The organism is Leclercia sp. UBA1284 (genome assembly GCF_002308415.1).
GTDB lineage: Bacteria > Pseudomonadota > Gammaproteobacteria > Enterobacterales > Enterobacteriaceae > Enterobacter > Enterobacter pneumoniae.
Window position 1 is genome coordinate 2,351,477 of sequence record NZ_DBUS01000006.1, and the last position, 25,637, is coordinate 2,377,113.

The window sequence follows — 25,637 nt, forward strand, 5'->3', positions numbered from 1 at the left end:
GTGAAGCGGTAACAGTTACTCTGCCGTCAGCAGGTTTGCAATGGTACGCACGCCCAGCCCGGTTGCCCCTGCGGACCACTGTTCAACCGCCGCTTTGCGGTAGGTCGCAGAGCAGTCGATGTGCAGCCAGCCCTCGCGGTAGTTTTCAACAAAGTGGGACAGGAAACCTGCCGCCGTGCTTGCTCCCGCCGGGTAGGCGGCGCTGGCAGTGTTGTTCAGCTCGGCAAAGTTAGAGGGCAACTGGCTGCGGTGGAACTCGGCCAGCGGCAGACGCCAGAAGGGTTCGTTTTCTTCGGCAGCACTCGCCAGTACGCGAGCCGCCAGCTTGTCGTCGAAGCTGAACAGCGCGTGGTAGTCATTACCCAACGCGGTTTTCGCGGCTCCGGTCAGGGTCGCCATATCGATAATCAGCTCAGGTTTCTGGGCAGAGGCATCAATCAGGCCATCGGCCAGCACCAGACGGCCTTCGGCGTCGGTGTTCATCACCTCCACATTTTTACCGTTGCGGTAGCGAATAATGTCGCCCAGCTTAAAGGCATTGCCGCTAACCATGTTATCCGCGCAGCACAGGTACAGCTTCACACGCTTATTCAGACCACGGGTAATGGCGAAAGCCAGCGCACCGGTAATGGTGGCCGCGCCGCCCATATCAGACTTCATGGAGTCCATAAAGGCGCTCTGCTTCAGGCTATAACCACCGGTATCGAAGGTGATGCCTTTACCGACCAGGCAGGCAAACACGGGCGCTTCTTTATCCCCGGTTGGGTTGTAGTCCAGCGCCAGCAGCACCGGCGGACGCTCAGAGCCGCGGCCCACGGTGTGGATGCCCATATAGTTCTGCTCGCGCAGATCTTCACCCTTGGTGATGCGGTAAGACATGTTGTCCCCCGCCACGCCGCAGAGCAGGTCAACGGCACGCTGCGCCAGCTGCTCAGGACCGAGCTCTTCCGCCGGCGCGTTGATGGTGTCACGTACCCAGTCAATAATGGTCAGACGGCTTTCCAGCTCTTTCTGTCCGGCTTCGTCGAGGTTCGCCCACTCGATTTTACGGGTGCCTTTCGGCCCTTTATATCCGGCCCAGAATGCCCAGCTACGATCGATATCCCAGCCTTCACCCGCTAAAGAGACATGTTTAATGCCAAGACCGTCGATTTTACGTGCTGCGCGTTGAATCAGACCGGCGTCATCCTGGCCCGTCAGGTGCAGGGTAATACCGTCGTTATTGATACTGTAAGTGGCTTTTTCGCCCCAGCGCGCGTCGGCTGGCTGATGCGAAATCGTAATCTTCATCGCTTCGGTCATTTTATTTATCCTTATTAGCAAACGGGCCGCCTGAAGGCAGCCCGTAATGTGATTTAGCTAGCCTCATCTAACCAGACTAACAGAATCGCCTCCAGAATTTTTTCATTGGATGCGTTAGGATCATCGTCAAAATCCTCCAAATCGCAGATCCACTGGTGCATATCGGTGAATCGTACGGTCCTGGGATCAAGATCCGGGTTCGCGTCATAAAGCGCTTCGCCGATTTCACGGCTGTCTGTCCACTTCAGTCCCATATCAATGCTCGCGTGCGTGGTTAATGGTGTAACGCGGGAATTCGACCACCAAATCTTCATCGGTGACGCGCGCCTGGCAGCTTAAACGGCTGTCTGGCTCCAGACCCCATGCTTTATCCAGCATGTCATCTTCGTCTTCGGTGCTTTCGGCGAGCGAGTCAAAACCTTCACGTACGACGCAGTGGCAGGTTGTGCAGGCACAGGATTTTTCACAGGCGTGTTCCACTTCAATACCGTTACGCAGGGCAACGTCAAGGATGGTTTCGCCGGTCTCAGCTTCCAGAACTGCGCCATCCGGACAGAGGTCCGCATGAGGCAGAAAAACAATCTTTGGCATATTAAACCTCGTCCACGGAGTGGCCTTTCAGCGCGACACGGACCGACTGATCCATACGGCGAGCGGCAAACTCCTGGGTTTGTTTATCAACGTTTTTAATCGCTTGTTCTATGGCGTCAGCGTCATTGCCTTCTGCTACCGCATGCAGTTTTGCGATGGCATCGTCAATGGCCTGACGTTCTGCGGCGCTTAGCAGCGCGGCATCGGCAGTGAGCGCACCGGTCAGGCTTTCCAGCACACGTGCGGCTTCAACTTTCTGTTCAGCCAGCATACGCGCCTTCACGTCCTGTTCGGCAAAGCTCATTGAGTCCTGAATCATGGAGGCGATTTCGCCCTCGGTCAGCCCGTAAGACGGCTTAACCTGAATGGAGGATTCGACACCGGTGGATTTTTCCATCGCCGTCACGCTCAGCAGGCCATCAGCATCCACCTGGAAGGTGACACGAATATGTGCCCCGCCCGCAGGCAGCGCCGGGATCCCGCGCAGTGCAAAGCGCGCCAGCGAGCGGCAATCCTGTACCAGCTCACGTTCACCTTGCATCACGTGAATAGACATGGCGGTCTGGCCATCTTTAAAGGTGGTGAACTCCTGCGCACGCGCCACCGGAATGGTGGTATTACGCGGGATCACTTTCTCCACCAGGCCACCCATGGTTTCGAGCCCCAGGGAGAGCGGGATCACATCCAGCAACAGCATTTCGCTGTCCGGTTTGTTCCCCACCAGAATATCCGCCTGAATCGCCGCCCCGATAGCGACCACTTTGTCCGGGTCGATAGAGGTCAGTGGCGTACGGCCAAAGAACTCACCCACGCGCTCGCGCACCAGCGGTACGCGGGTTGAACCGCCCACCATGACCACTTCCAGTACGTCCTGCGCCTCTACGCCAGCATCTTTCAATGCGCGACGGCAGGCCAGCAGCGTGCGTTTAACCAGGGAGGCGATCAGGTCATTAAACTGGTCACGGGTGATCTCCCCCTTCCAGCCAGCGACCTCAACGGTGACGCTTTGCGCATCGCTGAGGGCAATTTTGGCCGCAATCGCCGCATCCAGCAGTTCACGCTGTACGCGCGCGTCGCTGCGATCGTCAATCCCCGCCTGCAGGCGGATGAAATCTGCCAGCAGGTGGTCGAAGTCATCACCGCCAAGGGCTGAATCACCACCGGTGGCCAGCACTTCAAATACGCCGCGGCTCAGGCGCAAAATAGAGATATCAAAGGTCCCACCGCCAAGATCGAAGACGGCAATGACCCCTTCCTGACCGGAGTCGAGGCCGTAGGCAATGGCGGCGGCGGTTGGTTCATTGAGCAGACGCAGAACGTGCAGGCCCGCCAGACGCGCGGCGTCTTTGGTGCCTTGACGTTGTGCATCGTCAAAATAGGCCGGAACGGTGATCACTACGCCATCCAGTTCGCCCTGCAGCGAGTCAGTGGCGCGCGCGGCCAGCGCTTTAAGAATGTCTGCAGAGACACGAATCGGGTTGAGCAAACCGGCAGCGGTGGCAATCATCGGCAGACCGTTCTCACTCGCCAGCAGCTGATACGGCAGATGCGGGTAACGGGTCTGGATGTCGGCCAGGGAACGGCCCATCATGCGCTTCACAGAGCTAATGGTATTAGCCGGATCTTTGGCAGCATTAGCACGCGCGTGGTAACCGACCGTGTGACCCTGTTGCTGGTAGTGGACCACCGACGGCAACAGGTGCTGGCCCTGTTCATCTGCCAGCGTACTGGCCTCGCCGCTACGCACGGTTGCCACCAGCGAGTTGGTGGTGCCTAAATCAATGCCCACCGCCAGACGACGCTGGTGCGGCGCAGCACTTAAACCGGGCTCACTAATTTGTAATAAGGCCATAATTGCTTCCGAAATTAAAAATCGAGCAGCTTTTCTTCGAGTTGTTCAGCACTGCTTCGCAGTTTATCGAGAAAACGGAGTTTGCGTACCGTGTCGGCCGCTACGTCCCACGTCTCATTGTTCAACTGCTCCACCATCTGCTGATGGCGGGTATCAAACATGCCCTTCACGCGGGTGATAAAACGTTCCAGACGCGCTTCGTCTTTGGCTTGTTCAATCTCATCCAACTCTTCGCGCAGTTCCAGCTGTTCCATCAGGAACGCGGTATCACGTACGGTATGCTGTTCGCTCGCCAGGTCGAAACCGTGGAGCGAGAGCAGATACTCAGCGCGGGTCAGAGGATGACGCAGCGTCTGCCAGGCCTGATTGATGGTGGCAGAGTGTGAAACGGCAGCCAACTGTTCTGACTGCGTCCCACTCGCGAATTTATCCGGATGATACTGGCGCTGCAGATCCTGAAAGCGGGTCGTTAAAGCCGGGATATCGATCGGGTATTGAGCGGGTAGTCCGAAGAGTGTGAAGTAATCCATAACAATCTCAGGGGTAGCCTGTTAGAACAAACCCCACGCGCAGGTAACTGCGGTGGGGTTATTCGGGTGACGCACAATCAAACGTGGAAGCTTTCGCCGCAGCCGCACTCATCTTTTACGTTCGGGTTGGTGAATTTAAACCCTTCGTTCAGACCTTCTTTAACAAAGTCCAGCTGAGTGCCGTTGAGGAACTGTAGGCTTTTGCCATCGACCACCACCTTCACGCCCTTGTCTTCAAACACGGTATCGTCAGACGCCGGTTCATCAACGAACTCCAGGACGTACGCCATGCCAGAGCAGCCGGAAGTCCGCACGCCCAGGCGCAGGCCAAAACCTTTACCACGGTTTGCCAGGAAGGCGCTTACGCGCGCGGCAGCGCTGTCGCTAAGGGTAATCGACATAACAACCTCAACTAATTATTTTGCTTCACGTTTACTTTTGTAATCCGCAATTGCGGCTTTGATCGCGTCTTCTGCCAGGATAGAGCAGTGAATTTTCACCGGCGGCAGTTCGAGTTCATCGGCGATATCGGTGTTTTTAATCGCCTGCGCTTCGTCCAGAGACTTGCCTTTCACCCATTCGGTGACCAGCGAGCTGGAGGCAATGGCGGAACCGCAGCCGTAAGTCTTGAAGCGCGCGTCTTCAATGATACCTTCATTGTTAACTTTGATCTGCAGCTTCATGACGTCGCCACACGCCGGTGCGCCAACCATGCCGCTACCTACGCTGTCGTCGCTGTTGTCGAAAGAGCCAACGTTGCGTGGGTTCTCGTAATGATCAATAACTTTTTCGCTGTATGCCATGATTGAATTCTCCTTATAAACCGATTAGTGATGTGACCATTCAATGCTGTTCAAATCCACGCCTTCTTTGAACATTTCCCACAGAGGAGAAAGCTCACGCAGACGGCCAATGGAGTTGCGAACCAGCTTGATGGTGTAGTCAATCTCTTCATCGGTAGTAAAACGACCTAAAGAGAAACGAATGGAGCTGTGTGCCAGCTCGTCGGTCATGCCCAGCGCGCGCAGCACGTAGGATGGCTCGAGGCTTGCAGAAGTACAGGCAGAACCGGAAGAGACCGCCAGATCTTTCAGCGCCATGATCAGCGATTCGCCTTCAACGTAGTTAAAGCTGACGTTGAGGATGTTTGGCGCGCCCTGCTCAAGATCGCCGTTCAGATACACTTCTTCCATATCTTTCACGCCATCCCACAGACGGTTACGCAGCGTACGCAGGCGTGCCATCTCGGTTTCCATCTCTTCTTTGGCGATACGATACGCTTCGCCCATGCCCACGATCTGGTGAACAGGCAGAGTACCGGAACGCATGCCGCGCTCGTGACCGCCGCCGTGCATCTGGGATTCGATACGGATACGCGGTTTACGACGCACATACAGCGCGCCAATGCCTTTCGGGCCATAGATTTTGTGGCCGGAGAAGGACATCAGATCCACTTTCAGCTGGCTCAGGTCGATAGGCAGTTTGCCCACGCTCTGGGTTGCATCCACGTGGTAGATAATACCGCGTGCACGGCACAGTTCGCCGATGGTGGCGATATCCTGAACCACGCCAATTTCGTTGTTTACGTGCATGATGGAGACCAGAATGGTGTCATCACGCATTGCCGCTTCGAGCTCTTTCAGGTCGATGATACCGTTGCTCTGCGGGGCGAGGTAGGTCACTTCAAACCCTTCACGCTCCAGCTGACGGCAGGTATCCAGCACGGCTTTGTGCTCGGTTTTGCTGGTGATGATGTGCTTGCCTTTTTTCTGATAGAAGTTGGCCGCACCTTTAATCGCCAGGTTATCGGATTCGGTGGCACCGGAGGTGAAAACAATTTCACGCGGGTCAGCGCCAACCAGCTCAGCAATCTGATTACGGGCGATATCAACCGCCTCTTCAGCATGCCAGCCAAAACGGTGTGAACGGGAGGCAGGGTTACCAAAGTTTCCGTCCAGGGTCAGACACTGCATCATTTTCTCGGCAACACGCGGGTCCACCGGCGTGGTTGCGGAGTAATCGAGATAGATCGGTAATTTCATTGCTCTTTAAACTCCGTACATCGCTTCAATGCAAGGAATCAGGCTACCGGCTGGATGTACGACCGAGTACACGGGGCGAGTTAACGCCCCGGCCTGATTCTAAAATTCTTTATAATTTTTACCCTGACTATTTTGCGGGGCTGCAACGCACCGAAAACAGGCCAGGGAAACTACGCGCGCAGTTTAACGTCGATGGCGTCTTGCGTGCGGGTATTGCGCTGTGCTTCGTGATTATGCTGACGGTCAGAGACGTCCAGCACTTCCTGGTTGTTAACCAGTTCACCGATGGTGATGTTGTTCAGGAAGCCGGTCAGACGGTCGCTCAGGTCGCGCCACAGCGCGTGCGTCAGGCATTTATCACCACCCTGACAACCCCCTTTGCCCTGGCAGCGGGTCGCGTCAACGGACTCGTCCACTGCGCTAATGACTTCGCCAACCGCAATACTGCCTGCGTCTTTACCCAGTAAATAACCACCGCCAGGACCACGGACGCTGGAAACCAGGCCATTTTTACGCAGTCTTGAAAACAGCTGTTCCAGATAAGAGAGGGAAATTCCCTGACGTTCAGAAATATCAGCCAACGGTACCGGGCCCGCTTCGGAGTTGAGCGCAACGTCCAGCATCGCGGTCACGGCATAACGCCCTTTAGATGTCAGTCTCATGTCTTACTTAACCTCAAACTCGCCCCTGCCCGGGGTTTTTTATTGTAAAATGGGGTATTGCATAGCAGGGCCAAGTCTGACATTCCCGACTAAAATGGTCAACTATTTAGTTGACTGTTTTAGTCAGGTATTTAACCTTCTGTGCCGTATCATAAAAGTGCGGCCTGATGCCCTCACCTCTCCCCTCTTCCAGGGGAAAAGGGAGAGAGTGGCGCTACTCTTTATTCTTCTGCTCAATCGACGCCAGAATGCCGCGCAGGATATTCAGCTCCTGGCTTTCCGGACGGGCGCGCGTAAACAGACGACGCAGCTTATTCATGACCTGACCCGGATGATCGGCGCGGATAAACCCGGTGCCCAGCAGCGTTTTTTCAAGGTGCCCATAGAACCGTTCCAGATCGTCCACCAGCGGGTATGGCGCCTCTTCCGGCTCGGCGACCGGCGCGTTTTCCTGGGTTGCCAGCCATGCCATACGCACTTCGTAAGCAATAACCTGTACCGCCATCGCCAGGTTCAGCGAGCTGTATTCCGGGTTCGCTGCAATGGCCACGTGATAATGGCACTTTTGCAGCTCTTCGTTAGTCAGACCGACGCGTTCACGGCCAAACACCAGCGCCACAGGAGCGTGCTGCCCTTCAGCAACGCTTTTCAGACCGCATTCGCGAGGGTCAAGCATTGGCCACGGCAGCGTGCGGGAGCGTGCACTGGTGCCAACAACCAGGCTGCAACCCGCCAGGGCTTCATCCAGGGTATCGACGATTTGCGCGTTACCGATGACATCGCTGGCACCCGCCGCGAGCGCAATGGCCTGTGAGTCGGGTTTGACCAGCGGGTTAACCAGCCAGAGGTTGGTTAAGCCCATGGTTTTCATCGCGCGGGCCACGGAGCCCATATTGCCGGTATGCGAGGTTTCGACCAGCACAATTCGAATATTTTGCAGCATAATTTTTCTGAGTCTGAAGAATATTCGGCCATGCTACCATAAACGGAAGACATATTCCGAACTCGCTGCTATACTCTGCGCCGTTTTCGTATCCCCCGTTCTTTAACATCCAGTGAGAGTAACCGATGCAACATCCAATGTTGACCATCGCCGTGCGCGCAGCGCGCAAGGCGGGTAATGTAATTGCCAAGCACTACGAGACGCCAGATTCCGTAGAAACCAGCCAGAAAGGCAGCAATGATTTTGTGACCAACGTCGATAAAGCCGCAGAAGCGATGATTATCGAAACCATTCGCAAATCTTACCCGCAACACACCATCATCACCGAAGAAAGCGGTGAGCACGTGGGCGAAGATCAGGATGTTCAATGGATTATCGATCCGCTGGATGGCACCACCAACTTCGTAAAACGTCTGCCCCACTTCGCTGTTTCTATCGCCGTACGCATTAAAGGCCGTACTGAAGTCGCCGTGGTTTACGATCCAATGCGTAACGAACTCTTCACCGCGACCCGTGGCCAGGGCGCACAGCTGAATGGCTACCGTCTGCGCGGCAGCAACGCCCGCGATCTGGATGGCACCATTCTGGCGACCGGCTTCCCGTTCAAAGCGAAACAGCACGCTCCTGCCTATATGAAGATACTGGGCAAACTCTTTACTGAATGTGCTGACTTCCGTCGCACCGGTTCTGCAGCACTGGATCTGGCATACGTTGCCGCAGCGCGCGTGGATGGCTATTTTGAAATTGGCCTTAAGCCATGGGACTTTGCCGCAGGCGAGCTGATTGCCCGTGAAGCTGGCGCGCTGGTGTGTGATTTCACCGGTGGTCATAACTACATGATGACGGGCAACCTTGTTGCCGGTAATCCGCGCGTCGTCAAAGCCATGCTGGCCAGCATGCGTGACGAACTGAGCGAAGCGCTGAAGCGCTAATCTCTGAGGGCGGGTGAGGTTCTCCTCACCCGCTACTGCCGTAAATCTCTCACGCGCTCAAGCCAACAGCGAATGCAGAGCACCGCAAAACATCCCCGCAATTTAAATCTCAGTGCCAAAAAACAGTGACAAATAAACCGCACTGTAAGATCCAGCTGCGCCCAGTCCAGCCGACCCGTTGTCGGCAGAGAGACTAAAACGGCCGCAGCCCTCGTCCTACCGGAACCGCACTGACCCACATCACTACTGCAGCCGCGAGCAACATCACCCCGCCGGCCAGGGCTAAGGTCGTCCAGCCAATTTGCTGCCACAGTACAGGGGTTTTATTGCCGCTAAGCCTGATGGCCAGCTGGCGAAAGCTATGCACCAGCAACGCCAGCGCGCTGATGGTAATAGAGGTGCCTGCCGACATCGCCAGGGCAGAGATGACGCCCCAACCGAAGACGCCGATAACCTTACTGAAGAGCAATACCATAATCGCCCCGGAGCAGGGCCGCATCCCCATAGAGAGAATGATCATCAGCTTGGCGCGCCAGTCATCGCCTTGCTGTAATTGCGCCCCGGTGGGCAGATGTTGATGGCCGCAACCACAGCGGGCATCGTGCACATGATGCGGCGCAAAACGTTTAAACGTCGGCTTACGCAGCAACGCACGTAACTTTTTTATTGCCCGCCAGCAGAGCATCACTCCCAGTACCCCCACCAGCGCATAGCTCCCCTTTTCTAGCCAGAAACTGCTGGCATGAAGCTGGCGTGCGGGCAGTTGCAGAAGCGTTAGCACCACGATCACTAACGCAATGGCCACCAGCCCCTGCAGCAGCGAGGAGGCAAGCGTCAGGCCAATACTGGATTTCAGCTTTGAGGGATGGGTTGCCAGCCATGTAGTAATAACAATCTTGCCATGCCCGGGCCCGAGCGCATGCAGCACACCATAGAGAAAGCTGAAAATCAGCAGCGAACCGCCCGCACGGGCAGGGTTATCCGCTACCGCCTTCAGCAACCCGCTCATCTGCTGGTTAACCTCACGCTGCCAGATAACGCTCTGCATCATGACCTGCGGCCAGGCCTGCCATAACCAGATTGCAGCCCCGACGGCCAGTAGCATAAAGAGTCCCAGCGGCCAGAGATGCAGCCAGCGGCGCTGTTTGGTGGGCTGAGAAAAGGTTACTGACATTGTAAGGTCACCTGTTGAGCAAACTGTTTACCGAGGTCCATGTCCTCCGGCGGCGCATCGTCCTTATCAAGAGAAATGGCAAAATTGAGCGTCTCTTCGCTGGGCTCGGGGGTATGAACCGCGAGGGAACATTTTTTCTGCAGCGCGGCTGGCAGCGTGACATCGCCATCTTCGGCATAGCTCATGTCCACATAATATGAGGGATCGAAGGTAGAGAAGGTGTAGGTCTGCCCGGCCAGCGGCTGCGGTTGCGCCAGCGGCAGCACAAAGGTCAGCACGGCCTGGTGATCCTCGCGGCTCATGCCGTACTCCCTAGGACGATTGAGAAACTTCACCTTCTGCCCGTTATGCCAGAACTCGGTGAAGTAGTGCTGGCCGAGCACATTGGCCATCACTTCTGCCGCCAGCTTTTTCCAGATCTCATCTCCCGGACGCGCATCGCCGGCGTCGTACAGCAGATCGGCGGAGGTCATTTCATCCATGGTCCAGCGCATCTTAAGCCCGGTAAGTTGACTGTCGTTAGCCACGATCTCGGTTTTGAGGGTGATAAAACTGTGAGGATGCGCGGCCACGGCAGAAGATATTACCGCCAAAAATAGCGCCGCAGCGCTTTGTTTAACTATTTGCATCTCTTCCTCACGTCAAAAATTCTGTGATGTCCGCCCGCATTCCTGAAGGAAAGAGCCCTGAACGCGCGCTATTACGCAGATCCTTTAGCTATTCTTATCAAACATTCTTACTGGAACCTTGCAGATGATGACGACTCTCGAAATGCCATCTGTGCTTTCCAGTTCGCAGCGCCGCTGCCAGGTGCTGCTGATGCTCTATCTGCCGGATTTTATCGCCACCGAGCAGCGCATCGGTGAAATCAACGGGGTGGATCACAGCATTGCCCGGCAAGATATAGCCGAGACGCGCGATGAAATCCAGCGCTATCATCGGCTCAACATTGCTACGCACCATGACGGCAGCTACCGGATTGAAGGCACCACACTTGACCAACGCTTATGCTTGCTGCACTGGCTGCGGCGTGCACTCCGACTCTGCCCGCATTTCGTCGCGCAGCAGTTTACCCCATCTCTGAAAACCGCGCTTAAACAGCATGGCATTGCGCGCACGTTGTATGACGATACCAATTTACGGGCGCTGATAAATTTCTGCTCCCGCCGCTTGCAGCGTCAATTCGAGTGCCGCGACGTGCAGTTTTTACAGCTTTACCTGCAATATTGTCTGATTCAGCACCATCTGGGCCAGACGCCGCAGTTTTCGGAGATTCAGCGCAGCTGGACGCAACAACGTGGTGAGTATCTGATGGCGCAGGAGATTGTTCGCCACTGGCAGCGCCGCGTGCTCCCCCTGCCCCATGAAGATGAGCAGCCTTTCCTGACGCTACTCTTTATGATGCTACGCACCCCGGATCCACTACGGGATATGCAAAACCAGGATGAGCTGTTACGCCAGGCAATTGGCCGGATGATTACCCGCTTTCATTGCCAGACGGGGATGCGTTTTAGTGACGAGCAAGGGCTGACCGATCAGCTCTATATTCATCTTGCCCAGGCGCTAAACCGGTCTCTGTTCGGGATTGGGATTGATAACAGCCTGGCGGAGGAGATCCAGCGTCTTTATCCACGCCTGATGCGCACCACCCGCGATGCGCTCCTGGAGCTGGAGAGCACGTTTTCGCTCTCTTTTTCCGAAGAGGAGGCCAGCCTGGTGGCGGTGATATTTGGCGCCTGGCTGATGCAGGAAAATGACCTGCATGAAAAACAGGTGGTGCTGTTAACCGGGACGGATAAAGCGAGCGAAGAGGCGATCGAGCAGCAACTTCGCGAACTGACCCTCCTGCCCTTGAACATTCGCTATGTGCCGTTACAGGCTTTTCAGAAGGAGGGCGCCCCCCGGGAAGCAGCCCTGGTAGTGACCCCCTACGCGACCGCCCTGCCGCTCTTCTCGCCGCCGCTCATCCACGCGGTAGAGACGTTGAATGCGCAGCAGCAGGAACATATTCGCGTGATGCTGGAGACCTAGCGCGCTGCCACGCGCGGTCGGAGCACCATCGCCGGCAGCGCCAGCAGCGCCATTACCCAGAAGACACCCTGACCGAGATGCTGATACAGGAAGCCAGCAAATACGGTCATAACCGCAATACTTCCCCCCATCGCCACCGCAGAATAGACCGCCTGTAGACGAATCACGTCGGCCCCATCCCGTGAAGCGATGTAGCGCATCGCCGCCAGGTGGCAGACCGTGAAAGTGCCGCAGTGCAGGATCTGGGCGACAATGAGCCACGGCAACGCTGTCGTCCAGCCCATGATCCCCCAGCGGGCCAGGCCGCAAACGGCAGAGAGCAGCAGCAGGTCCCGGGCGCCGAAGCGGCGGAACAGCCTGTTGCTTAAGGCAAAGATAATCACTTCAGCCACCACGCCCAGCGACCAGAGATACCCCACCGCCGAGGCTGAATACCCTGCCCCCTGCCAGTAGATGGCGCTAAAGCCGTAATAGGCCGCGTGCGCCCCCTGTAGCAGGCAGACGCAAGCCAGGAACCGCCAGCTCTGAGTTACCAGCGCGCGCCAGGCCGGCCAGCCTGCGCTCTCCTGATGACGGCTTTCTCCCTGCGGCATTACCGACGGGCGCAAAAGTAGCCCAAGCAGCATCGAGAAAATACCGAGGCTTAACAGCGCCAGAATCGCCTGATAGTCATACAGGCTAACCAGTTTGCCCACCAGCGCAGAGCCAATGACAAAGGCGATCGATCCCCACAGGCGCACCCGTCCATAATCCATGGTGATCTGTTTCTGCCAGGTGTTTGCCAGCGCATCGGTGAGGGGCACCAGCGGTGAGAAAAAGAGGTTAAAGCCAACCATCACCACCATTAACCACGCAAACTGCTGGCTAACCCAGAAGCCGCAGAGAAACACCAGGGTTAACAGCGCCAGGACGCGCACGGCGTTGATCAGAAGAGCGGGATCGCTCACGCGGGGGGCAATCAGCAGGCTACCGAGGAAACGCGCCACCAGACCTGCGCCCAGCAGTACTCCAATAGTCTCGGGCGTCAGGCCTATGCCTTTAAGCCAGACGCTCCAGAAAGGTAGAAAAATACCGTAGCTAAAAAAGTAGGTGAAGTAGCTGAGCGCCAGCCAGCGTGTGGAATGCAAAACCATGAATCCCTCCCGTTATGGAGGCGATAGTCTGGCGAGAAAGGCGATACTGCGCAAGTCCATAAGCTGGCTAAGCATTAACTTTTATTTAACTTTTATCACCGGCCTTCCCTTCCTGCCCCGGCTATAGTTGCGCGGTGTCAGGAGTCACTCCTGAGTGAAAACGCGCGGGATCCGTTTTGAGAAGAGAAAATACGGGATCCAGATTAGCGCGCCGACAACGGGCGTGAGCGCATTGCGAATATCCATAGTATCCAGCGTGGCCCCGAACAGCCACACGCGTAAGGCGACAAAGTACAGCATATAGAGCAGGCCAAAAAGATAGTATGGAATAATCACCTTGCGAATATTTCGCTTCCTTTTGAAGAAGTACCAGCCCGTCAGGAAAGTCAGCACAACATCAATAACAATCAGCGCCACGCCGCCTATACCGAAAGGGGTGATTGCCATTCCTTGTCGCATAAAGCCCACAATGAACGAGATAAATTCCCAGGCATTGAAGGGGGAGATGAGCATATTGATGACTAACCCGGCCGCAGGAAGATAGAGCAGGCCGTTAATTTTCTTCTCATCCAGACTTTCACACTGATGACATAACCCCGACTCTTTATTGGCCGGTTGTTCCTGACATTCAATACATTGCATCGCGATATCCTTGCCGAAAAAAGAGAATTCTACACAGCCAGCCTGTGACCCTGAAATTAAAATCACCCTAACGGCTGATTTATTGCGGGAAGGTCAATGGCAGGCGCCGATAATTTGTATTAGGGTTAAATTATGCCCCACCGAAAAGCGAGCTCATCATGAACGCACTTCGCTATTTAGATTTCGGTCAGTCACGCCCTCTGCTTCTTTTGATTGCCCGGATCGCTATCGTGCTGCTGTTTATTATTTTTGGTCTGCCGAAAATGACCGGGTTTGATGGCACCGTGCAATATATGGCGAAGCTGGGCGCCCCCATGCCGATGCTGGCCGCGATTATTGCGGTGGTGATGGAGATCCCGGCGGCTATTTTGATCGTGCTGGGTTTCTTTACCCGCCCTATCGCACTGCTGTTTGTCTTTTATACGCTGGGTACGGCAGTTATCGGCCATCCTTACTGGGAGATGAGCGGCGACGCCATCATGCCGAATATGATTAACTTTTATAAAAATATCAGTATTGCTGGGGCCTTTTTATTATTGGCCGTCACCGGGCCTGGCGCAATTTCTATTGACCGGCGCTAAACCTTCCCTTTTCGCCTCTAAATAAAAAAGGCCGCTTGCGCGGCCTTTTCTCTTTCTGCGAAGCAGAATTATGCGTATACCGGGAAGCGTGCGCAGATTTCCAGAACTTTACCTTTAACTCGCTCGATAACCGCGTCGTCATTGATATTGTCCAGTACGTCACACATCCAGCCTGCCAGCTCTTTCACTTCCGCTTCTTTAAAGCCGCGGCGAGTAACGGCCGGTGAACCGATACGGATACCGGAGGTCACGAACGGGCTCTTCGGATCGTTAGGTACGCTGTTTTTGTTTACGGTAATGTTGGCGCGGCCCAGGGCAGCGTCAGCCTCTTTACCGGTCAGGTTTTTATCGACCAGATCCAGCAGGAACAGGTGGTTTTCCGTGCCGCCAGACACCACTTTGTAGCCACGGTTCAGGAACACTTCCACCATCGCTTTAGCGTTTTTAGCAACCTGCTGCTGATACACTTTGAACTCTGGCTCCATCGCTTCTTTCAGCGCCACGGCTTTCGCTGCGATAACGTGCATCAGCGGGCCGCCCTGCGCGCTTGGGAAGACAGCAGAGTTCAGTTTTTTGTACAGATCTTCGTCGCCGCCCTTCGCCAGGATCAGGCCACCGCGTGGACCCGCCAGGGTTTTGTGAGTCGTGGTGGTGACAACGTGCGCATGTGGAACCGGGTTCGGGTAAACGCCCGCAGCAATCAGACCGGCTACGTGCGCCATATCTACAAACAGATATGCGCCGATGCTGTCTGCGATTTCGCGCATTTTAGCCCAGTCAACGATACCGGAGTAGGCAGAGAAGCCGCCGATGATCATCTTCGGCTTGTGCTCTTTGGCCTGCTTCGCCATGTCTTCGTAGTCAATTTTACCGGACTCATCAATACCATAAGGAATGATGTTGTACAGTTTGCCCGAGAAGTTAACCGGGGAGCCGTGAGTCAGGTGGCCGCCCTGCGCCAGGTTCATACCCAGAACGGTATCGCCCGGCTGCAGCAGTGCGGTGTAAACCGCGAAGTTAGCCTGAGAACCGGAGTGCGGCTGGACGTTAGCGTAGTCGGCGCCAAACAGCTCTTTCGCGCGGTCGATTGCCAGCTGCTCAACGATATCCACGTACTCGCAACCGCCGTAGTAGCGCTTGCCCGGATAACCTTCAGCGTATTTGTTGGTCAGCTGAGAGCCCTGCGCCTGCATCACACGCGGGCTGGTGTAGTTTTCGGAGGCGATCAGTTCGATGTGCTCTTCCTGACGTACTTTTTCCTGCTCCATAGCCTGCCACAGTTCGGCATCATAATCGGCAATGTTCATTTCACGCTTTAACATCCGCATCTCCTGACTCAGCTAACAATAAAATTTTGACCTGAAAAAGGCAGTCCTGTTGGACAACGCGCAACAGTATAACTGATTAGTTCTGTGATAACAGGTCTTGACAAACGATTTTACGCAAACGTTTTCCTGCCCGCCACGCAAGGGTTTGACACATAAAGCGCAGACGGCAAGTAAGGGATTTCTTTTCAGGTTTGTGATGTGAATATTTCACGTTGCAAAGAACCATTTACAACGCAGGGTTATTTTTTATAAGATGTATTTAAAATACATCATTAGAGTTACAGAAAAGGAAGCAGCCATGCTCGACGCCCAAACCATCGCAACCGTGAAAGCCACTATTCCCCTGCTGGTTGAAACAGGTCCTAAACTTACCGCCCACTTTTACGACCGGATGTTCGCCCACAATCCCGAGCTCAAAGAAATTTTTAACATGAGCAACCAGCGTAACGGCGATCAGCGCGAAGCGCTGTTTAATGCGATTGCCGCCTATGCCAGCAACATCGATAACCTGGCGGCCCTACTGCCGGCGGTAGAGAAAATTGCGCAGAAGCACACCAGCTTCCAGATCAAGCCGGAGCAGTACAACATCGTGGGTACTCACCTGCTGGCCACCCTGGATGAGATGTTCAGCCCGGGTCAGGAGGTGCTGGATGCCTGGGGTAAAGCTTACGGCGTGCTGGCTAATGTCTTTATCAACCGAGAAGCGCAGATCTACAGCGAGCATGCCAGCAAAAAGGGTGGCTGGGAGGGCACTCGCGCCTTCCGTATCGTAGAGAAAACCCCGCGCAGCGCGCTGATTACCAGCTTCGAATTCGAACCGGTGGATGGTAAACCCGTAGCGGATTATCAGCCTGGCCAGTATCTGGCCGTGTGGCTGAAACCCGAAGGCTTCCCGCATCAGGAGATCCGCCAGTATTCCCTCACCCGCAAAGCCAATGCTAAGAGCTATCGTATCGCCGTAAAACGCGAAGAGGGTGGTCAGGTCTCAACCTGGCTGCATAACGAAGCGAAAGTAGGCGACGTGGTGCACCTGGCCGCGCCGGCGGGTGATTTCTTTATGGCCGTTGACACCCACACGCCGGTTACGCTGATTTCCGCAGGCGTGGGGCAAACCCCGATGCTGGCGATGCTGGATACTCTGGCGAAATCGCAGCACAGCGCGCCGGTAAACTGGTTCCACGCCGCTGAGAACGGTGATGTGCATGCGTTTGCCGATGAAGTACAGGCTCTGGCCGCTCAGCTGCCGCACTTTACCGCACATACCTGGTACCGCCTGCCGACGGAGACCGATCGCACAGCAGCACGCTTTAATAGCGAAGGTTTGATGGATTTAGCCCAGCATAAAGGCCTATTTAACGCCCCGGAGATGCTGTTTTATGTCTGTGGCCCGGTAGCCTTTATGCAGTTCGCAGCCGCGCAGCTGGTCGAGCTGGGGGTCAATAAAGGGAACATCCATTACGAATGTTTCGGCCCGCACAAGGTGCTGTAATGCAAAAAGCCCCCGGCAATTACCGGGGGCTTTTTTTATACAGATGAGTCAGCGTGATGCGGGTTTAGATCGCCGCGTCGTCCTCTTCACCCGTACGAATACGGATCACCCGCGCGACATCAAAGACAAAGATCTTTCCGTCGCCAATTTTGCCGGTCTGAGCGGTGCGAATAATCGTATCCACGCAGGTATCGACGATATCGTCGCTGACCACGATCTCAATTTTCACCTTCGGCAGAAAGTCCACCATGTACTCTGCGCCACGATACAGCTCAGTATGGCCCTTCTGGCGACCAAAGCCTTTCACTTCAGTTACCGTCATCCCGGTGATGCCGACTTCCGCCAGCGCTTCACGCACATCGTCCAGTTTGAAAGGTTTAATAATCGCATCAATTTTTTTCATGGTGAGTCCTTGAAATCGTACCTGTCAGCAGCATCGTAATCGGTTGCTCACAGTATCATACCCGATGGATTTAGCGGTATTACTCTTTAAAGTCGTTTGCTTCCAGCTCATGGCGCGACAGCAATTTGTAAAACTCGGTGCGGTTGCGTCCAGCCATACGGGCCGCATGGGTCACGTTGCCTTTGGTAATTTGCAGCAGCTTACGCAGGTAGTTAAGTTCAAACTGATTACGCGCTTCCACAAAGGTGGGGAGCGCGGTGTTCTCCCCTTCCAGCGCCTGCTCAACCAGCGCATCGCTGATCACCGGCGAGGAGGTCAACGCTACGCACTGCTCGATCACATTCACCAGTTGGCGCACGTTGCCCGGCCAGCCGGCGGTCATCAGCCGCTTCATGGCATCGGTTGAAAAGGCACGCACAAAGGGTTTATGCCGCTCAGCCGACTGGCGCAGCAGCTGCGTCGCCAGCAGCGGGATATCTTCAGCACGCTCTGCCAGCGGCGGTATTTTCAAATTCACCACGTTAAGGCGATAGTAGAGATCTTCACGGAACTCTTTGCGCTCCATCGCTTTCGGCAGATCGCGATGGGTTGCAGAAATAATGCGGACATTGATGTCGATATCGCGGTTACTGCCCAGCGGACGTACTTTACGTTCCTGCAAGACGCGCAGGAGCTTCACCTGCAAAGGCGCGGGCATATCGCCGATCTCATCCAGAAATAGCGTGCCGCCCTCTGCGGCCTGGAACAGACCTTCGCGGCTGCTCACGGCCCCGGTAAAGGCGCCACGGGCATGACCAAAGAGCTCAGACTCCAGTAACTGTTCAGGCAAGGCGCCGCAGTTAATGGCGATAAAGGCATTTTTACTACGCGGGCTGGCGTTGTGAATGGCCTGGGCGAGGATCTCTTTCCCGGTACCACTCTGGCCGTTAATCAATACGCTGACGTCAGACTGAGCCACCATTCTCGCCTGCTCAAGCAGACGCAGCATAATGGGGCTGCGGGTCACAATCGCCTCGCGCCACTGGTCATCGCCGGACGAAGCGGTATGTTCCAGCGCATCGTCGATGGCTTTGTAGAGCGCATCTTTATCCACCGGCTTGGTGAGAAAACTGAACACCCCCTGCTGCGTGGCCGCCACGGCATCGGGAATCGATCCGTGGGCGGTAAGGATGATCACCGGCATGCCGGGCTGGACTCGCTGGATCTCGATAAAGAGCTGCATGCCATCCATCTCATCCATGCGTAGATCGCTAATCACCAGATCCACTTTTTCCCGTGCCAGCACCCGCAACCCTTCCTGTCCGCTTTCGGCGGTCACGACGCTGTAGCCTTCACTCATCAGACGCATTCCCAGCAGCTTTAGCAGCCCAGGATCATCATCTACCAGTAAAAGGTGCGCAGGTTTACGGCTCATGGCTTCACTTCCTCAGATTTTGGCATGTCGCCCACCGGTTTACGGGTGGAGAGTTGACGCTCAATATCGGTCAGGTTTTCCAGCTTGCGGGTAGTGGTCTCGAGCTCGCCACGCAAATATTGCTGCTGCTGGCGCAGTGTATCCAGCTCCTCGTCACTCGCTTGCTGAAGCTTACTGTAACGCGAACGCTCTTCGGCAAGCTGCAACTGCTGCATCTGCCCGTCACGCCAGACCTGGAATAAGGGGCGAACCTGTGCCGGGATCTGTGGGCTGAGGGCATCAAGTCGGGTGGTATAGGCGCGGCGCTCCACAGGGCTGATTTTAGCATTTGCCAGCAGGATGCCGCGTTTAAAGGTCCCTTGCCAGCTATCATCCGCCCAGTTCCTTGCCTCTGCGCGGGCCACCGACGGCGCCAGGCGTTCGGCACAGTCCATGCTGCGCAGCCAGTAAAGAGGGTTAGTCTCGGTTTCGTGTCCCTGTAATCGCCAGATATTATTGCAGTCCGTAGAGAGGAAATCGGCCAGTTGATGTTCAGGCAGCTTCTCTTCCGGCTTATTGCTAATGGCGCTGGTCGGCGCATGGGTAACACAACCGCTCAGCAGCAGACCGGCAAGGCTGATACGTAGACATTTGCTGTTAAATACCGCGTTAATGGCGCGGGAAAAGATATGTGACATACTCACCAGGCATAGATTCATTTCATTGATTTTTCCGGCTTAAGCGGCAGTTCGATGCGAAAGCAAACATCGGTACGGTCGTCAGTAATTAGGTTTAGCTCTCCGTGCATGCGGCGAATGCAGTCGCGAGCGATGCTCAGACCCAGGCCGCTCCCCTTGACCGCCCCTTTGCGCTGATGGCTCCCCTGGTAGAAGGGCTCAAAGATCATCTCCTGCTCGTCATCAGGGATAGGGCTTCCAGTATTGGCGACATCAATACAGACCCGCGAACCCTGGATAAAACTCCGAATATAAATGGTACCGGATTCAGTACCATAGTGCACCGCATTGGAATAAAGATTGTCCAGCACGCTCATTAGTAGCATTGGCTCGGCAACACAGGCTGACGCCTGCAGATCCATTTCGGTATGCATCATTTTAGCTCGCGCCGGCAAGCTATGGGCGGAGAGCACCATATCGACCAGCGGCGCAATCTCAACCCGCTCTAGCTCTGGCGCCCCATCCGCCAGTTTACGGTTGTAATCAAGCAGCTGCTCAATCAATTTTTGCAGATTGCGGCTGCTGTCATCGAGAATATCCACTATCTCTTTTTGCTCGGGGGTGAGCGGCCCGGCAACCTGATCCGCCAACAATTCGGTGCCTTCACGCATGCTGGCCAGCGGCGTTTTCAATTCATGGGATATATGGCGCAGGAACTGGTGGCGTTGTGACTCAAGCCACGCCAGCCGTTCCGAGAGCCAGATGATACGCTGCCCGACCGAACGCAGCTCGCGCGGGCCGGTAAAGACCACGGTGTTGCCCAGAGAGCGCCCTTCCCCCAGGCGGTTGATCATCCGCTCAATGCCTTTTACCGGGCCGATGATCATGCGGGTAAAGAGCAGTACCAGGATCAGGCTGACCAGGAACAGCACCAGCGCCTGCCAGCCGAAGAACTGCCCGCGTTCGGCGATCTCCTGCTGTAGCTGCTGACCACGAGAGAAGATCACCGAACGGGTAGCCTGTACCATCTCGGTATTGGCCGTGGCGAAGGCTTCCAGTCGGGAGGCGGCGTCGGCGTCCGGGCCGCTGTTATGGCATTGAAGCTGGGCAAGCGCGTTAAGATCCTGACGCAACGCCTGATAGAGTTTATCGTCCGGTAATACCCCGGCGTGGGCATCCAGCATTTCACTGTAACGCTTGCGCTGATTCTGGTACACCCGCGCCAGCGTACGGTCATCCAGTACGCAGTATTGCCGGTAGCTGCGCTCCATCTCCAGTGCGGCATTGGTCATCGCCTCACTGCGACGGGCATCAATCAGCGTGGTCCGGTTAGTCAGCGCCGCCTGGGCGCTGAGCGCGTTCAGGCTTTGCCAGGCCTGCCATGCCAGCACCAGTAACGGCAGCAGGATCAGGATAAAGGCCATCATAACTAACTGTCGCAGGGAGCGAGGAAAAACAGGCCAGCGTTTCAACGCATTACTCTCAGCTAAATAGGGGGTGAGTGGGATGCTACTGACTACGCGCTTCAGATACAACAAAGCCGGGTAAAAACCCGGCTTTGTTGTGGAATGAGGCGGTGCCTAACTCGACGTTTCGCCCTGGGTCTGATAAAGCAAAGCAATTATCAGTAGTTGGACGGCAGGCACCTTGTTGTGCGTCATTCGAAGTTTATGTAGCGCGTCCCGAAGGGGCTGACATAAGGAGGTGAATGAGCCACTGGTTATAATTATGCAACACTCGTGCCAGAATGCAAATAAATTTATTATTTATATGATTTATAAGGATTTAATATATAAAAGACGTTAGTTTGCCGCTGAATGATTTTCAGGCTAACTGTCGCCATTTAGCAACAGCTTAAAGTGCAATTATCCCACCCTATAAAAATCAATCATTTATGTGTCTCCATATAGAGACACCCGATTATTGCGCTTGTCGCAATTTCCCGACACTATCGCGTGTTCTCCATCACAAATAAAAAAGCCCGGCGTTTGCCGGGCCTTATTACTTGCCGGGGAATTAACCCAGCTGTTTACGCGCGTTGCGGAAGATACGCATCCACGGGCTATCTTCGCCCCAGTTTTCCGGGTGCCAGGAGTTGCTGACGGTACGGAAGACGCGTTCCGGGTGCGGCATCATAATGGTCGCACGGCCGCTTTCGCTGGTGACCGCGGTAATACCATTGACTGAGCCGTTCGGGTTCGCCGGGTAGGTCTGGGTGACTTTGCCGAAGTTATCCACGAAGCGCAGCGCCACCAGCCCTTTACTTTCCAGCTGAGCGAGATGCGCCGCATCACGTACTTCTACCTGCCCTTCACCGTGAGAGACGGCAATCGGCATCTGCGATCCTACCATCCCCTGCAGCAGCAGAGACGGGCTTTGGGTCACTTCAACCAGGCTGAAACGCGCTTCGAAGCGATCGGACTGGTTACGCACAAAGCGCGGCCAGGCCTCGCTACCTGGGATCAGCTCGCGCAGGTTAGACATCATCTGGCAGCCGTTACACACGCCCAGCGCCAGCGTCTGCGGACGATGGAAGAAGGTTTCGAACTCATCGCGCACGCGGCTGTTGAAGAGGATCGATTTCGCCCAGCCTTCACCGGCCCCCAGTACGTCACCGTAAGAGAAACCACCGCAGGCTACCAGCGCATGGAAATCTTCCAGACCCCTGCGTCCGCCAATCAGGTCGCTCATGTGCACATCGATGGCATCGAAGCCCGCACGGTGGAAGGCCGCTGCCATCTCAACGTGAGAGTTCACCCCCTGCTCACGCAGAACCGCCACTTTCGGGCGCGCGCCGGTCGCGATATAAGGCGCGGCGATATCCTCGTTGATATCGAAGGAGAGCTTCACATTCAGCCCTGGATCGTTATCGTTGGCCTTGGCCTCGTGTTCCTGATCGGCACATTCCGGGTTATCGCGCAGGCGCTGCATCTGCCAGGTGGTCTCTGCCCACCACATACGCAGGGTGGTACGGCTTTCGCTGAACACCGCATGTCCGTCCGCTTCAATCACGAAGCGATCGCCCTGTACGGCTTTGCCCAGATAGTGCACGCAATCTGCCAGGCCATGCTGAGCCAGCAGGGCCTCAACCGCGTCGCGATCGGCAGCACGCACCTGAATCACGGCGCCCAGCTCTTCATTGAACAGTGCGGCCAGACGATCCTCGCCCAGCGTCGCGATGTTGGCTTCCACGCCACAGTGACCGGTAAAGGCCATCTCTGCCAGAGTCACCAGCAGACCGCCGTCGGAACGGTCGTGATAAGCCAACAGTTTGCGCTGCGCCACCAGCGTCTGAATCGCATCGTAGAAGCCTTTCAGCTGCGCCACGTCACGCACGTCGGCAGGCTTATCGCCCAGTTGACGGTAAACCTGCGCCAGCGCGGTTGCCCCGAGGGCGTTCTGGCCTTTGCCGAGATCGATCAGCAACAGGGCATTATCTTCGAGAGACAGCTCAGGGGTAATGGTCTGACGCACATCTTCCACGCGGGCAAAGGCGGTAATCACCAGCGACAGCGGAGAGGTCATCTCGCGCTGTTCGTTACCTTCCTGCCAGCGGGTTTTCATCGACATGGAGTCTTTACCCACCGGAATGGTCAGCCCCAGCGCCGGACAGAGCTCTTCGCCCACGGCTTTCACCGCTTCGTACAGCCCGGCGTCTTCACCCGGATGACCCGCTGCGGCCATCCAGTTAGCAGAGAGTTTGATGCGTTTGATATCGCCAATGCGGGTAGCGGCGATGTTGGTCAACGCTTCACCCACGGCCAGACGAGCCGAAGCCCCGAAGTCCAGCAGTGCAACCGGCGCGCGCTCGCCCAATGCCATCGCTTCACCGTAGTAGCTATCGAGGCTGGCGGTGGTTACCGCGCAGTTGGCAACCGGGATCTGCCATGGCCCTACCATCTGGTCACGGGAGACCATCCCGGTCACGGTACGGTCGCCGATAGTTACCAGGAAAGTTTTTTCCGCCACGGTGGGCAGATGCAGAACGCGGTTTACCGCTTCTGCTATCGAGATGTCCTGACGTTCCAGCGCTTTGCCGGCCGCTTTACGGGTCTCGACATCGCGGGTCATCTTCGGCGTTTTGCCCAGCAGCACATCCAGCGGCAGATCGATCGGCTGGTTGTCGAAATGGGTGTCATTCAGGCTGAGGTGCATCTCTTCGGTCGCTTCACCGATCACCGCATAAGGGGCACGTTCACGACGGCACAACTCATCGAACAGCGGCAACTGGTCTGGCGAAACCGCCAGCACGTAACGCTCCTGCGATTCGTTACACCAGATTTCCTGCGGGCTCATGCCCGGTTCGTCGTTCAGGATGTCGCGCAGGTTGAAACGGCCACCGCGACCGCCATCGCTCACCAGCTCCGGCATAGCGTTGGAGAGACCGCCCGCCCCGACGTCGTGGATGAAGAGAATCGGGTTCGCATCGCCCAGCTGCCAGCAGCGGTCGATCACCTCCTGACAACGGCGCTCCATTTCCGGGTTATCACGCTGTACGGAGGCAAAATCGAGGTCCGCATCAGACTGACCGGATGCCATGGACGAGGCCGCCCCGCCGCCCAGACCGATGTTCATCGCCGGGCCGCCCAGTACGATCAGCTTCGCACCGACGACGATCTCACCTTTCTGCACGTGATCGGCGCGAATGTTGCCGATCCCGCCAGCCAGCATGATGGGTTTGTGGTAGCCGCGCAGCTCTTCGCCGTTGTGGCTCTCCACTTTCTCTTCGTAGGTACGGAAGTAACCGTTAAGCGCCGGACGACCAAATTCGTTGTTGAATGCCGCACCGCCCAGTGGGCCGTCGGTCATAATATCCAGCGCGGTGACAATACGTTCCGGCTTACCGAAATCTTCTTCCCAGGGCTGTTCAAAGCCCGGGATACGTAGGTTGGAGACGGAGAAGCCCACCAGACCCGCTTTGGGTTTTGCACCGCGACCGGTTGCCCCTTCGTCACGGATTTCACCGCCGGAGCCGGTCGCCGCACCCGGCCACGGCGAAATCGCCGTCGGGTGGTTATGCGTTTCTACTTTCATCAGGATATGCGCAGGCTCCTGATGGAAGTCATAGCGCCCTGCTTCGCGATCGGCGAAGAAGCGGCCCACCTCGGAACCCTCCATTACCGCGGCGTTGTCTTTATAGGCAGACAGCACGTGGTCAGGGGTTTGCTCCATGGTGTTTTTAATCATTTTGAACAGCGACTTCGGCTGCTGTTCGCCGTCAATCACCCAGTCGGCGTTGAAGATTTTGTGGCGGCAGTGTTCTGAGTTCGCCTGGGCGAACATATAGAGTTCGATATCGTTCGGGTTGCGATTCAGTTTAACGAACGCATCCTGCAGATAATCAATTTCATCTTCGGCCAGCGCCAGGCCGAGACGCAGGTTGGCGTCAATCAGCGCCTGACGGCCCTGCCCCAGCACATCCACGCTCTGCACGGGCGCCGGCTGATGATGGGCGAAGAGCTGCTCCGCGTCGTTTAACGCGCCGAAGACGCTCTCCATCATGCGGTCATGCAGTTCAGCGGCCACGGTCGCCCACTGGGCGTCGGTCAGCGTTGAGGCTTCAACGTAATAAGCCACGCCGCGCTCAAGGCGGTTTACCTGCGTCAGGCCACAGTTATGGGCGATGTCGGTTGCTTTAGAAGACCAGGGGGAGATGGTACCAGGGCGAGGGGTGACGAGCAGAAGTTTACCGGTTGGGGTATGGCTGCTCAGGCTCGGGCCATACTTCAGCAGGCGCTCAAGTCTCGCTCGCTCCTCTGCATCCAGAGGGGCATTCAGGTCAGCAAAATGGACATACTCAGCGTAAATATTGCTTACCGGAAGGTCGGCCGCCTGAAAACGTGCCAGCAGTTTGTTGATACGGAAGGCAGACAGTGCAGGCGAACCACGCAGAATTTCCATCATAAGTCTCTCGTCTTCGAAGCGCCGGAGG

At 56.0% G+C, this 25,637-nt stretch carries 24 protein-coding genes; 4 read left to right on the plus strand and 20 right to left on the minus strand.

Translation table 11 applies throughout. The annotated features are described in order from the left end of the window. Nucleotides 1-15 precede the first annotated feature (15 nt). The 10 genes from pepB to trmJ form a co-directional block, all read right to left on the minus strand. Nucleotides 16-1,302 (minus strand): aminopeptidase PepB, encoded by a 1,287-nt coding sequence (gene pepB / locus B3511_RS14475; RefSeq protein WP_040074503.1) that lies wholly within the window; start codon nucleotides 1,300-1,302, stop codon nucleotides 16-18. A gap of 53 nt (nucleotides 1,303-1,355) precedes the next feature. Next, nucleotides 1,356-1,556, minus strand: a complete 201-nt coding sequence (gene iscX / locus B3511_RS14480; protein ID WP_040074502.1) for a Fe-S cluster assembly protein IscX — start codon at nucleotides 1,554-1,556, stop codon at nucleotides 1,356-1,358. A 1-nt stretch (nucleotide 1,557) separates the two neighbouring features. Beyond that, entirely contained in the window at nucleotides 1,558-1,893 is a 336-nt protein-coding gene (gene fdx, locus B3511_RS14485; protein ID WP_040074501.1) for an ISC system 2Fe-2S type ferredoxin, read from the minus strand. Nucleotide 1,894: 1 nt separating this feature from the next. Continuing rightward, the gene (gene hscA / locus B3511_RS14490) at nucleotides 1,895-3,745 is read right to left on the minus strand and encodes a Fe-S protein assembly chaperone HscA (protein WP_286783303.1); all 1,851 of its coding nucleotides are present in this window, start codon (nucleotides 3,743-3,745) and stop codon (nucleotides 1,895-1,897) included. A 14-nt stretch (nucleotides 3,746-3,759) separates the two neighbouring features. Next, the gene (gene hscB, locus B3511_RS14495) at nucleotides 3,760-4,275 is read right to left on the minus strand and encodes a co-chaperone HscB (RefSeq protein ID WP_046884550.1); all 516 of its coding nucleotides are present in this window, start codon (nucleotides 4,273-4,275) and stop codon (nucleotides 3,760-3,762) included. Between the two features lie 77 nt (nucleotides 4,276-4,352). After that, nucleotides 4,353-4,676 carry an iron-sulfur cluster assembly protein IscA gene (iscA, locus tag B3511_RS14500; RefSeq protein WP_040074497.1) on the minus strand — a complete coding sequence of 108 codons (324 nt, stop codon included), beginning with the start codon at nucleotides 4,674-4,676 and terminating at the stop codon, nucleotides 4,353-4,355. Between the two features lie 15 nt (nucleotides 4,677-4,691). Beyond that, complete coding sequence (gene iscU, locus B3511_RS14505) at nucleotides 4,692-5,078, minus strand: Fe-S cluster assembly scaffold IscU (protein ID WP_004866383.1); 387 nt, start codon at nucleotides 5,076-5,078, stop codon at nucleotides 4,692-4,694. Nucleotides 5,079-5,102: 24 nt separating this feature from the next. Further along, nucleotides 5,103-6,317, minus strand: a complete 1,215-nt coding sequence (locus B3511_RS14510; RefSeq protein WP_040074495.1) for an IscS subfamily cysteine desulfurase — start codon at nucleotides 6,315-6,317, stop codon at nucleotides 5,103-5,105. A gap of 170 nt (nucleotides 6,318-6,487) precedes the next feature. Next, on the minus strand, nucleotides 6,488-6,979 hold the full coding sequence (gene iscR / locus B3511_RS14515; protein WP_040074494.1) for a Fe-S cluster assembly transcriptional regulator IscR: 492 nt from the start codon (nucleotides 6,977-6,979) through the stop codon (nucleotides 6,488-6,490). Nucleotides 6,980-7,193: 214 nt separating this feature from the next. Beyond that, on the minus strand, nucleotides 7,194-7,922 hold the full coding sequence (trmJ, locus tag B3511_RS14520) for a tRNA (cytosine(32)/uridine(32)-2'-O)-methyltransferase TrmJ (RefSeq protein ID WP_040074493.1): 729 nt from the start codon (nucleotides 7,920-7,922) through the stop codon (nucleotides 7,194-7,196). Nucleotides 7,923-8,047: 125 nt separating this feature from the next. Here trmJ and suhB point away from each other — a divergent pair, with 125 nt between their 5' ends. Then, entirely contained in the window at nucleotides 8,048-8,854 is an 807-nt protein-coding gene (suhB, locus tag B3511_RS14525) for an inositol-1-monophosphatase (protein WP_286783304.1), read from the plus strand. Between the two features lie 193 nt (nucleotides 8,855-9,047). On the opposite strand, the gene B3511_RS14530 is transcribed toward suhB, so the two are convergent. Together B3511_RS14530 and B3511_RS14535 are read right to left on the minus strand one after the other, a co-directional pair. Next, entirely contained in the window at nucleotides 9,048-10,028 is a 981-nt protein-coding gene (locus tag B3511_RS14530; protein WP_286783305.1) for a nickel/cobalt transporter, read from the minus strand. Continuing rightward, nucleotides 10,019-10,657 (minus strand): DUF1007 family protein, encoded by a 639-nt coding sequence (locus B3511_RS14535; protein ID WP_286783306.1) that lies wholly within the window; start codon nucleotides 10,655-10,657, stop codon nucleotides 10,019-10,021. Before B3511_RS14535 ends, B3511_RS14530 begins: the two co-directional genes overlap by 10 nt. Nucleotides 10,658-10,781: 124 nt before the next feature. Between B3511_RS14535 and csiE the strand changes: the two genes are divergently transcribed. Then, complete coding sequence (gene csiE / locus B3511_RS14540) at nucleotides 10,782-12,059, plus strand: stationary phase inducible protein CsiE (RefSeq protein WP_286783307.1); 1,278 nt, start codon at nucleotides 10,782-10,784, stop codon at nucleotides 12,057-12,059. On the opposite strand, the gene B3511_RS14545 is transcribed toward csiE, so the two are convergent. After that, nucleotides 12,056-13,192, minus strand: a complete 1,137-nt coding sequence (locus tag B3511_RS14545) for a 3-phenylpropionate MFS transporter (RefSeq protein ID WP_286783308.1) — start codon at nucleotides 13,190-13,192, stop codon at nucleotides 12,056-12,058. The two genes, csiE and B3511_RS14545, sit on opposite strands and share 4 nt — an antisense overlap. Nucleotides 13,193-13,336: 144 nt before the next feature. Next, nucleotides 13,337-13,834, minus strand: coding sequence for a DUF2569 domain-containing protein (locus B3511_RS14550; RefSeq protein ID WP_263616553.1), 498 nt, complete (start codon nucleotides 13,832-13,834; stop codon nucleotides 13,337-13,339). A gap of 158 nt (nucleotides 13,835-13,992) precedes the next feature. Here B3511_RS14550 and B3511_RS14555 point away from each other — a divergent pair, with 158 nt between their 5' ends. Then, a complete protein-coding gene (locus tag B3511_RS14555) occupies nucleotides 13,993-14,415 on the plus strand; it encodes a DoxX family protein (RefSeq protein ID WP_286783309.1) in 423 nt (140 codons plus the stop codon). 68 nt (nucleotides 14,416-14,483) lie between these two features. Here the strand turns inward: B3511_RS14555 and glyA are convergent, their stop codons facing one another. Next, nucleotides 14,484-15,737 carry a serine hydroxymethyltransferase gene (gene glyA / locus B3511_RS14560; protein WP_046884544.1) on the minus strand — a complete coding sequence of 418 codons (1,254 nt, stop codon included), beginning with the start codon at nucleotides 15,735-15,737 and terminating at the stop codon, nucleotides 14,484-14,486. 304 nt (nucleotides 15,738-16,041) lie between these two features. Between glyA and hmpA the strand changes: the two genes are divergently transcribed. Next, a complete protein-coding gene (gene hmpA / locus B3511_RS14565; RefSeq protein WP_286783310.1) occupies nucleotides 16,042-17,232 on the plus strand; it encodes an NO-inducible flavohemoprotein in 1,191 nt (396 codons plus the stop codon). 64 nt (nucleotides 17,233-17,296) lie between these two features. Here hmpA and glnB read toward each other — a convergent pair whose 3' ends face one another. From glnB to purL, 5 genes are all read right to left on the minus strand, one after another. Further along, nucleotides 17,297-17,635, minus strand: coding sequence for a nitrogen regulatory protein P-II (glnB, locus tag B3511_RS14570; protein WP_003860685.1), 339 nt, complete (start codon nucleotides 17,633-17,635; stop codon nucleotides 17,297-17,299). Nucleotides 17,636-17,714: 79 nt separating this feature from the next. Next, the gene (glrR, locus tag B3511_RS14575; protein WP_040074483.1) at nucleotides 17,715-19,049 is read right to left on the minus strand and encodes a two-component system response regulator GlrR; all 1,335 of its coding nucleotides are present in this window, start codon (nucleotides 19,047-19,049) and stop codon (nucleotides 17,715-17,717) included. Beyond that, nucleotides 19,046-19,747: a two-component system QseEF-associated lipoprotein QseG gene (qseG, locus tag B3511_RS14580; protein ID WP_286783311.1), complete on the minus strand. Its 702-nt coding sequence runs from the start codon at nucleotides 19,745-19,747 to the stop codon at nucleotides 19,046-19,048. Before qseG ends, glrR begins: the two co-directional genes overlap by 4 nt. After that, on the minus strand, nucleotides 19,744-21,177 hold the full coding sequence (gene qseE / locus B3511_RS14585) for a two component system sensor histidine kinase QseE/GlrK (RefSeq protein WP_286783686.1): 1,434 nt from the start codon (nucleotides 21,175-21,177) through the stop codon (nucleotides 19,744-19,746). Before qseE ends, qseG begins: the two co-directional genes overlap by 4 nt. Before the next feature lie 544 nt (nucleotides 21,178-21,721). Further along, complete coding sequence (purL, locus tag B3511_RS14590; RefSeq protein ID WP_286783312.1) at nucleotides 21,722-25,609, minus strand: phosphoribosylformylglycinamidine synthase; 3,888 nt, start codon at nucleotides 25,607-25,609, stop codon at nucleotides 21,722-21,724. Nucleotides 25,610-25,637 lie beyond the last annotated feature (28 nt).